This is a genomic window from Blautia sp. DFI.3.45 (assembly GCF_020593505.1).
Lineage (GTDB): Bacteria > Bacillota > Clostridia > Lachnospirales > Lachnospiraceae > Blautia_A > Blautia_A wexlerae.
This window is the reverse complement of sequence record NZ_JAJDMI010000043.1, coordinates 20,944-30,704: the sequence shown is the minus strand read 5'-3', so window position 1 is coordinate 30,704 and position 9,761 is coordinate 20,944. Positions and strand designations below refer to the sequence as shown.

The following is a 9,761-nucleotide window of genomic DNA, read 5'->3' as shown; positions in this document are numbered from 1 at the left end:
CGGCAAAATAACCTCCAATCGGCTACCGTGTCCCTGCAAGTCGTCATAGGTTTGTACAAACGCAAAGAAACGGCGGCTCTGAAATCAAAGCCGCCGTTTCATAAGGCGCGTGAAAATATGTCTGCTGTACGACGGCTTTTTTTCTTTTGCCGTCGTCCGGCAGATTAACATATGAAACTATAATTCATTGATGGTTGCAGTAATTGGCATATTGCGAATTCTCTTTGCAGGAGCATAAACAGACACAATAGCAGATATGAAGATAAAGGCAACGACAATTCCAAACCACAGGATAGGAAATCTCCACTCAATTCCAAAATAATGTGTAATTAGACGATTATATAAAAATCGACTAAGCGGGAGTCCAATGCCACATCCAACTATCAAACCAGAAATTGCATAGGTGTACGCTTCCGCAGAAATCATTCGTTTAAGCTGCCTATTATCCATACCAACAGCTCGCATTGCACCATACTGCTTAATTCGTGCAGATACACTCATAGAGATACTATTGACGATATTAAACAGCGAAATAACTCCGATAATAGCTAAGAAGCCATAACAAACAATTCGTGCAGCCCAATATGTAGCATTATTTTGTTTATTGCCTTCACGCTGATCTGTAATGATAATATCATCGTTTTCAAGACTTCTAATTTCTGCTATTGTTTCTTCAGTAGCGTTTGAATCTAACTGAATTCCAATAAGCCCATACTTTGTATCGCCCATGATACGGTCAAATGTTTCCTGTGAGCAAATAATAATCAAATCATCTCCGAATAACCCTTGTGATAGAGCGCAAGTAATCTCAACTTCTTCGCCTGCAAACTGGATGGTATCACCGATGTGCAAGGAATTGTTTCTATTAAATACGGTTGCCACTTTGTTACTGTTCCCGTAAACTGTATCTAATGATCCCTGAGCAATACTACCTTTTGAGTAATCTAGAAGTGTATCATCATAAGAAACAATATTGATATGGTCTATTCCTGCTCTTGAAGATGTTGCAGGAATGTTTTCTACATAGCTACTTCCATAAGCATTTGCAACCCCATCTATTTTTTTGATTTCATCGACCAGGCTGCGCTCAATATCCATTTTATTTGCATAACTGGATAATGCTATATCGGCTGATGTGACACTCAACGATGGAACAAGTTGCTTTGCAAAATCTAAAATTACAGAAAAAGAAAAAACCAGCATAATAGTCAGTGCAAAGGAAGCCGTCATCAGAAACCAGTTTTTCTTTTTTTCAACCGCATGATGTATGCCAAGTGAATTATCAATTTTTCCTAAGCTAAACTTGATAGCGTGTTTAACAGAAGATTTATTATCTACATTGCCAGAAACCGCAGATATGGGTGAAACTTTAGCAGCCCGCTTTGCTGGGGATTGTGCTGCTAAAAATACTGTTACCACTCCAACAACTACACCACTGATAAGTCCAACAGGGCTGATCTGAAAGACTGGCGTTGTAGAAAATTCTCCACCAATTCCATAATGAAGTGTGGCACAAATAATCCAACTAATTATTGTTCCAAAAACCACTCCAATAGGTACCGCGGTTTTACACCAGTTCAATGCCTCCAAACGGACAAAGCGGATAATTTGTTGACGACTTGCACCAATGCAACGCAACATTCCAAAAAATTGAGTTCGTTGCGCAATGATGCTATTCATACTGCCAGAAATCATCAATATTCCTGCCAACAACACTAAAACAAATAGAATTGCTGCCAATCCGTACATACTCTGCATCGCTGTATTGTTGCTTTGCCCAGCCATGCCCATAACGCCGGTATTTTCAGAAATACTCCCATCGGATAATTGGTACTGTGTCTGTAGTTCTGTTATTGCATTTGCCGCTTTCGCTGCACTTTCAAACTGCACATAATAAGTCAACTCATTGTTTGTTACTCCGTTTTGTGCCATAACAGAAGTAAATGCACTTTGTGTCAGATAAGAGCCTATCAAATAAGTCTGATTGTTATAATAGCTTTCATCATCTGTGCCAAAGCCAGAGATTGTAAATGTCCGATCTCCAGCAGGGGTATGTAAGGTTACACTATCCCCAAGCTGTACTCCTAAAGCAGTTACAGAATTAGGTGTAAGCATAACTTCCTCATCATTTGCCGGAAATGTTCCTTCTACAATTCCATTTGAAATCTGAGTAATATAGACTTCATCGGTGCCATACAAAACAGTTCGTTTTTCGTTGACTCGGTACGGTTGTTCTCCTTCAAAATTAAATTGAGAAGCTACACCAACTGCTGTAACATCTGAACGATTACTGATTTCATCCGCATTGTTCTGTGAAATATTTTTTATTGCAATGTGCCAGTTTCCATGGTTACTTATCATAAAATCGCTTTCTGTTCGTATCATCATGTCAGCAACACTGAAAATAGCTGTGACAAGAAACACCGAAATGATAATACACAAGACAGTCATACGATTTTGCCGCTTGCGCACCTTTGCGGAGATGGGAATGAGACTAAGATAGCTTTTCATTCACGGCACCTCCCAAAATCAGTCAAAGTGCCATCCGATACCTGTAATACCCGGTCTGCCGTTTGCGCAATACTGCGGTTGTGGGTAATCATAATGATGGTCTGCTCGTATTTTTTCGATGTTTCTTTGAGCAATGCTATGACCTCACTGCTGTTTTGTGAGTCCAAATTTCCTGTTGGCTCGTCTGCCAGAATCAGAGAAGGACGGGTAATCAATGCGCGGCCAATCGCCACTCTCTGCTGTTGACCGCCGGAAAGCTGACTGGGTAAATGATTACGACGATCTTTCAAATTCAAAACCGTCAGCAGTTCCTCCAAATATCTCTTGTCCGGCTTTTGATAATCCAGCAACAGCGGAAAAATCATATTTTGTTCCACCGTCAACTCCGGGATAAGGTTAAACGCCTGAAAGATAGAGCCGATATTCCTGCGGCGAAATACCGTCAGTTTTCGGTCATTCATGGAAAAAATGTCCTTACCATCAATCAGCACCTTTCCCGAAGTTGGCATATCCAGCGCACCGATCATATTCAGCAGTGTGCTTTTACCCGAACCAGATTCTCCGACGATTGCCACATATTCTCCCTTAGGAACAGAAAAGCTAACATTCCTAAGCGCTTTTACAGCAGTTTCACCGCTGCCATAGGTCTTACAAATATTCTTGACCTCTAATAAATTCATAGTGCAAACACCTCTTTCTTATGTTCTTGCGATGTAGACAGGTAAACTTCATTTCCTGTCTACGATTGAAAGAATAGCACCCTAATATTACTGTAGCCCTACAACCAGCCTACAATTTTGTAGGAATTGGGAAGTTCATTATAAAACTCGTTCCAATTCCTAATTCACTTTCCACTTCTATTAGGCCCCCATGAGCTTCGATAATCGCTTTTGCCAACGGCAGGCCAAGCCCGATCCCCTGTGTATCCTTTGAAAAACGGCTGCGATAAAACCGCTTGAAGATGTGATGTATATCCTCTGGGTGGATGCCGCATCCATTATCCGTTATCACAATTTGGACACCAGACGGCAACTCCTTCCACGCAACACGAATTGTTGCACCACTTTCTGTATGGTCAAACGCATTTTTCACAATATTGTCGATTGCCTCATTCAACCAATCACGATCACAAAAAAGAGAAAGATGATCCGAGCCAGACAGAATGATTTCTTTCTTTTCCTGTCTGGCTCTATATGCAAAATGCAGTTCAATATCCCGCATCATATCTGCAACATTTTCTGCGTTCTTTTCCAAGACAATGGCTCCGGCATCCAATCTTGTAATCTTGAGCAGACTTTGCACCAGTGTTTCGATACGGTCAAGTTCCTGCTCAGACAAACCCGCAAATTCTTTCACGGAGGACACTTCTATATCCTCGTCTTGAAGGAGTCCGTTATAAATATTGAGTGCTGCCAGCGGTGTTTTCAGTTGGTGTGAAATGTCGGAGATTGTATTTTTCAAAAACTCTTTCTCTCGTAACTCGTTATCTGCATGGGCATTTAACACTGCCGCTAAAGAATTGATGGAATGAAACAGTCGGTACAATTCGCCCTCATTGTCACATTCAATACGGGCATTGCGATCACCATCAAGATACGCATTGATTTGTAATATCGCCTGCTCCATGATCTGATTTTGCCGATTAAAATATACAAAGCAGACTGCCCATACAGCACCACCAGCCAATAGAAAAAGGATTAGCAATAACAGAGAAAGCCGGCGATATGATAGCCATAGAAAAACCTCGGCTAAGAGAAATGTAACCCCAAAAACCAGTGAAAGCGAATGAAATAGATTTTTGATTTCTTTATTTGCCAGTATCTTCATTCTGCACCTCACCCGATAATATTCCATTTATATCCCATACCTCGAACAGTCAGGAGCATTTGTGGTTCACTTGGATTATCCTCGATCTTCATACGAAGCCGACGCATATAGACCGTAAGGGTACTACTGTCGATATAATTCCCGTCGCAATCCCATAGCTTATCTAAAATTTGTCCCTTTGTCAGCACCATGCTTGGGTTTCTCATAAACAAGCACAGTAGCTTGTATTCCGCGGCAGTCAAATCCAACAGCTCCCCATTTTTGAAAACCTGTCCTTGCAGCAAAAGAACTTTGATGCCATTCGACTGCAATTCTGTGTCTGCTGCTTGAAAAGAATTTGCACGTCGAAGTAAGGCGTTAATCCTTGAAACGAGAACCCCCAGTTTGAACGGTTTTGTGATATAGTCATCACCTCCAATATCCAGCCCCATAATAATACTTGTTTCCTCATCCGAAGCCGTCAGAAAAATAATTGGCACCTTTGATTTAAGTCGAACTCTTTTGCAAAATTCAAAGCCAGACCCATCTGGCAGAGATACGTCCAACACCAACAAATCATATTTTCCGTCTGTCCACAATTCCTCCGCTTCTTTGAGCGTTCTGGCGATATTTAATTCAAATCCCTGCTTTTTGAAAGCAAAAGAAAGCCCGTTAATCAGGCTTAGATCATCTTCAAGAAGTAATATATTACTCATACTTTTTTACCTTTCCTTGTTTTGTTCGACCATCAATCGGCTTTTCCGCATCCTTTGGAATTAGCCAGATAGTTGCCATCTTTACAGCTCCAGATATGCGCCCGGCGGCACAATAGTAATTTACTCTACGAGGTGTCACGCCCCATTTTTCGGCGGCCTCTTTTAGTGTCATATAATCCATTCTGCACCTCCACAGCGTACATTATAGTTCTTTGCCTCGAACAATACAAGCTTATCACCAATCGCAGCTTTATAAAATTGGCATAATCGTACAGTTTTTCAGGCATAATAAGGTCATTCCATCACATAAACCGGAACGATACAATATTGCGGCAGTGAATTTATTCGCAATAATTCCAAAGTCCGTTTTGTCAAAAAGGCACAGTATCGTGTAGACAAGCCGGATTATGCTGAACGAGCTGTGACAGAGGCTCTTGTCAATGCGCTTATCCATCGTGATTATATTGTGCTTGGCAGCGAAATCCATATTGATATGTTTGATGATCGGGTGGAAATCACATCTCCGGGCGGTATGTTTGGCGGCGGCTCAATTCAGGAATACGATATTTACAGTATCCGTTCCATGCGACGAAACCCTGTGATTGCTGACCTGTTCCACCGCATGAAGTACATGGAACGCCGTGGAAGTGGCCTACGCAAAATCGTCAGTGAAACCGAAAAGCTGCCTGGATACACAGAGGCATATAAGCCCGAATTTACTTCAACAGCAACAGATTTCAGGGTCATCTTGAAAAATGTAAACTACAACTTAGAGGGTGACGCCCACCAAGTTATCCACCAAGTTACCCACCAAGTTATTGAACTATCAACGGTGTCCAAACAGATTTTGGCTTTTTGCACAACACCAAAATCCAAGAAAGAGCTTGCAGTATTTTGCGGCTTCAAAGATTTAAGAAACTTCACTTTGAAGCATATCAATCCGCTTTTAGAATCCGGGCAATTAGAAATGACTATTCCCGATAAACCTAAAAGTCGCAATCAAAAATATATTACAGTTCGTTCCGAATAAACAGAGAAGCAGGGCATTGGGTCTCATCTCCCATTGTCCTGCTTCTTTTTCATTCCAAATTATATTCACATCATTTACCCATACGCCCAATCCTGGATCGCAAATTTCAAACTCTGCACCTTGCCCAGCAGCCAGATCGCAGCCAGCGGCAGTCCCATCGGGCTAATCAAAAATGCCATAACCAGCAAAATTGCACCATTCTGCGGGGAATAGGTAATCAGCACAGCCACGCCAAGCAGAGCAATTACCGTGCTGAGCAGACCAAGCACCAGACCGGATATGTAGATCAGCCCCATGCAGAGCCAGACAAAAAGCGTCAACACCCAAATGACCGATGCAGTTACAATCATCAGCAAACATTTCAAAACCAAGCTGATTGTCAGGCTTCCTTGTGGGTCCCCGTCGATTAAAAGCACTTTCTTTCCGGCCTGTGCCAGACCTATTCCCAAGTTCGCACAGGTTGTTGTTTTGCCAACGCTTCTCCGCTCCCGCTCCGGTCGGTGCTGAACATGTGCCACTGGCACATAGCACCCTTTCTGGTTGTCCTATTTCCACTAAGGCCGTTTTTTGACCCCATTTTTGCCGGTTGTCCTATATTTAACCTAAAAATTGAGTGAAAACGGCTCTCGTTTGGTCAAATGAGGTCAAACTATATCAGCCCGTTTAGGTATAAGAAAACCCCGGAAAACCTTGATTTTCCGGGGTTTTTGAACCATTTTGATATAGTCTGAGCAGTCGATTATCGCTTGCTGAACTGCGGAGCGCGACGAGCTGCTTTGAGACCGTATTTCTTACGTTCTTTCATACGTGGGTCACGAGTTAAGAATCCAGCAGCTTTCAGAACTGGTCTGTAGTCGTTGTCTGCCTGAAGAAGGGCTCTTGCAACACCATGTCTGATGGCACCAGCCTGTCCTGTGTATCCACCGCCATGAACGTTAACTAATACATCAAATTTGCCTTCTGTTTCTGTTGCAGCTAAAGGCTGACGAACGATAACTTTCAGTGTATCTAATCCAAAATATTCATCGATATCTCTTTTATTGATTGTGATCTTACCGGTTCCAGGTACAAGATAAACTCTTGCGATTGATTTTTTTCTTCTTCCTGTTCCGTAGAATTTTGCGTTAGCCAATGTTTTCTACCTCCTAATTAAAATGTTAAAGCTTCTGGTTTCTGAGCTTCATGTTTGTGTTCCGGTCCTGCATATACGAAAAGTTTTGTGTACATGCTTCTTCCTAAAGGTCCTTTTGGAAGCATACCTTTAACTGCGAGCTCGATAACTCTCTCAGGTTTCTTTGCTAACATTTCTTTTAATGTGGTTTCTCTCATTCCACCTACATAATCGGAGTGATTGTAGTAGATTTTCTGCTCTAATTTCTTACCTGTAACTTTGATCTTGTCAGCGTTTACGATGATTACATAATCACCTGTGTCTACGTGTGGTGTAAACTGTGGTTTATTTTTTCCTCTTAAAACGCTTGCTACTCCGGATGCCAGACGGCCAAGAGTACATCCATCAGCGTCAACTACATACCATTTTCTTTCGATTTTATCTGGATTAGCCATATAAGTCTGCATGGTTTTACCTCCTGTTATTTATCAACGATAGTTTAATTAACCGCGGAATTTCCCGCGAATATAAGTTATTGGAAACGCCGGTGCTAAAAATGCGGAAATGTCCGAAACCGCTGATAAATACTTTCGCCTGGGCTATTTGGCTTAAGCATCTCGCACTACGTCACATTTGGTTATTATATTATAAGGGTTCTGTTCTGTCAATAGGTTTTGTGTCGTTTTTTCAACTTTTTTCGTTACTCCCCCGTTTTTTGTTTTTCATCAAAAAAACTGTTGATCAGTTATCCCACCGGCAATTATCGAAACGGATGATTTTCTCCTCCTGACTATCAATCAAAAAATTCAATCCCCATCAGTGTCAGTCCCTGCGCCGGTGCAGTCGGACCTGCCATTTCACGGTTGCAGGCTTCCAGAATTGTCTTTACTCTCTCAGGCGGATACTGTCCGTTTCCTACTTCGATCAGAGTTCCGGAGATGATTCGTACCATGTTGTAGAGGAATCCTGTTCCTGTTACACGTATGGTTACGATATCTCCGTCACGCCATACATCAATTCCTGTCACTGTACGGATAGTTGTTTTTACCTGCGCTTTTGCACCGCAGAAAGAAGCAAAATCATGCTGTCCGATCAGGTATGAGGTTGCTGCTTTCATCTTATCTACATCCAGTTTGTAGTGGTAGAAATAGGTGTATAAGCGCTCTGTCGGAACCGGGAATTTGCGATTCAGGATGCGGTATTCGTATGTTTTTTCGCTGTCGCAATAACGGGGATGGAAATCCGGTTCTACTTCTTCAGAGAGCTGAATGCGGATATCTTCCGGAAGACGCTGGTTCAGTGCATAGGAAATCTTTTCCCCGGGAATGCGTGTGTTGGTGTCAAATACTGCCACGTTTCCCATGGCATGAACCCCTGCGTCTGTACGGCTTGCACCGATCGTTTCTATCTTCTCGCCAAGAAGCTCGGACAATGTATCATTTAATACCCCCTGTACAGTAATCCCGTTTGGCTGTGTCTGCCAGCCGCAATAGTTTGTGCCGTCATATGCAACTACAAGACCAATTCTTTTCATCTGTTTTCCTCCATAAAAATTGAAAACTTTTGTTATAACAAAATAAACAATATGCTGTAATCCTTTCCTACCGGATTACAGCATATAAAATATCTTTATAAATTATATCAGTACTTTCTCAGATTCCCACAATTCTGAAAACAATGGCGATTCCCAGATAAGCCCACATCACCACATAGGAAATGTAGTCTCTGGACTCATAACGCAATGGCTTCATCTGGGTTCTGTTATCCCCTCCATGATAGCACCTTGCTTCCATGGCCATGGCCAGATCATTTGCTCTTCTGAACGCAGAAATAAACAGCGGAACCAGAAGCGGAATCATATTTTTTGCCTTCTGAATTATATTTCCGGTTTCAAAATCTGCGCCACGTGCAATCTGTGCTTTCATGATCTTATCGGTTTCCTCCATAAGGATTGGGATAAAACGCAGCGCAATAGACATCATCATGGCAATCTCGTGGATTGGCACATGAAGTTTATTTAACGGCCTGAGAAGTCGTTCCAGACCATCTGTAAGCTGATTGGGTGTGGTCGTCAGCGTCATAAGAGAAGAACCGATCACCAGATACGTCAGGCGGATGGCCATTCTTCCGGCCAGCTTCAGGCCCTCCTCTGTCACATGCAGGATTCCCCACTGCCAGAGAACCTTTCCGGGTGTCAGAAATATATTAAATACCACTGTGATCATAAGAAGCATCACGATTGCCTTCAGTCCCTTGAACATAAATTTCACAGGAACTTTGGAAAGAATGATCATCGCTGCCAGAAATATAGTTGCCACTGCATATCCCGGAAATGTATGGAATACAAAGACAGAGATGATGAACACCAGTGTACCCACCAGCTTTGCTCTCGGATCCATTTTGTGCAGAACGGAATCTGCAGGATAATACTGTCCTATTGTAATGTCTCGGATCATACTTCCTGCCCTCCCTCATTCTCTTCTTGTTCTGCAGACTTTTTATCCATTGTTTCCTTCTGAATGCTTAAATCTTCATCAGGCACATCTGAATGAGACTCTTTCGTCCCATCCTTAGTCAGATCAGCTTC

Annotated in this window: 10 protein-coding genes and 2 pseudogenes; 1 reads left to right on the top strand and 11 read right to left on the bottom strand. The window is 42.2% G+C overall.

Annotated elements, in window-relative coordinates; translation table 11 throughout:
- Nucleotides 1–177: 177 nt before the first annotated feature.
- The 5 genes from LJE09_RS13470 to LJE09_RS13450 all read right to left on the bottom strand — a co-directional run bounded on the left by LJE09_RS13470 (nucleotide 178) and on the right by LJE09_RS13450 (nucleotide 5,214).
- Nucleotides 178–2,511, bottom strand: coding sequence for an ABC transporter permease (locus LJE09_RS13470; protein WP_055153207.1), 2,334 nt, complete (start codon nucleotides 2,509–2,511; stop codon nucleotides 178–180).
- Nucleotides 2,508–3,191: an ABC transporter ATP-binding protein gene (locus LJE09_RS13465; RefSeq protein ID WP_227311442.1), complete on the bottom strand. Its 684-nt coding sequence runs from the start codon at nucleotides 3,189–3,191 to the stop codon at nucleotides 2,508–2,510. Before LJE09_RS13465 ends, LJE09_RS13470 begins: the two co-directional genes overlap by 4 nt.
- 109 nt (nucleotides 3,192–3,300) lie before the next feature.
- Nucleotides 3,301–4,338, bottom strand: a complete 1,038-nt coding sequence (locus LJE09_RS13460; RefSeq protein ID WP_055153205.1) for a sensor histidine kinase — start codon at nucleotides 4,336–4,338, stop codon at nucleotides 3,301–3,303.
- 8 nt (nucleotides 4,339–4,346) lie between these two features.
- A complete protein-coding gene (locus LJE09_RS13455; RefSeq protein ID WP_118330994.1) occupies nucleotides 4,347–5,033 on the bottom strand; it encodes a response regulator transcription factor in 687 nt (228 codons plus the stop codon).
- The gene (locus LJE09_RS13450) at nucleotides 5,026–5,214 is read right to left on the bottom strand and encodes a helix-turn-helix domain-containing protein (protein WP_008705968.1); all 189 of its coding nucleotides are present in this window, start codon (nucleotides 5,212–5,214) and stop codon (nucleotides 5,026–5,028) included. Before LJE09_RS13450 ends, LJE09_RS13455 begins: the two co-directional genes overlap by 8 nt.
- Before the next feature lie 150 nt (nucleotides 5,215–5,364).
- Between LJE09_RS13450 and LJE09_RS13445 the strand changes: the two are divergent.
- Nucleotides 5,365–6,063: pseudogene (locus tag LJE09_RS13445) on the top strand (ATP-binding protein); the annotation flags it as partial.
- 74 nt (nucleotides 6,064–6,137) lie between these two features.
- Here the strand turns inward: LJE09_RS13445 and LJE09_RS18870 are convergent.
- The 6 genes and pseudogenes from LJE09_RS18870 to LJE09_RS13420 form a co-directional block, all read right to left on the bottom strand.
- On the bottom strand, nucleotides 6,138–6,413 hold the full coding sequence (locus LJE09_RS18870; RefSeq protein ID WP_173699513.1) for a CD1845 family protein: 276 nt from the start codon (nucleotides 6,411–6,413) through the stop codon (nucleotides 6,138–6,140).
- Between the two features lie 18 nt (nucleotides 6,414–6,431).
- Nucleotides 6,432–6,581: pseudogene (locus LJE09_RS18865) on the bottom strand (ParA family protein); the annotation flags it as partial.
- Between the two features lie 221 nt (nucleotides 6,582–6,802).
- Entirely contained in the window at nucleotides 6,803–7,195 is a 393-nt protein-coding gene (gene rpsI, locus LJE09_RS13435) for a 30S ribosomal protein S9 (protein ID WP_227311441.1), read from the bottom strand.
- 17 nt (nucleotides 7,196–7,212) lie between these two features.
- Nucleotides 7,213–7,641: a 50S ribosomal protein L13 gene (gene rplM, locus LJE09_RS13430; RefSeq protein WP_008705976.1), complete on the bottom strand. Its 429-nt coding sequence runs from the start codon at nucleotides 7,639–7,641 to the stop codon at nucleotides 7,213–7,215.
- Nucleotides 7,642–7,967: 326 nt separating this feature from the next.
- Nucleotides 7,968–8,708, bottom strand: a complete 741-nt coding sequence (gene truA, locus LJE09_RS13425) for a tRNA pseudouridine(38-40) synthase TruA (RefSeq protein ID WP_008705977.1) — start codon at nucleotides 8,706–8,708, stop codon at nucleotides 7,968–7,970.
- Between the two features lie 118 nt (nucleotides 8,709–8,826).
- Nucleotides 8,827–9,630: an energy-coupling factor transporter transmembrane component T family protein gene (locus LJE09_RS13420; protein WP_008705979.1), complete on the bottom strand. Its 804-nt coding sequence runs from the start codon at nucleotides 9,628–9,630 to the stop codon at nucleotides 8,827–8,829.
- Between the last annotated feature and the right edge of the window lie 131 nt (nucleotides 9,631–9,761).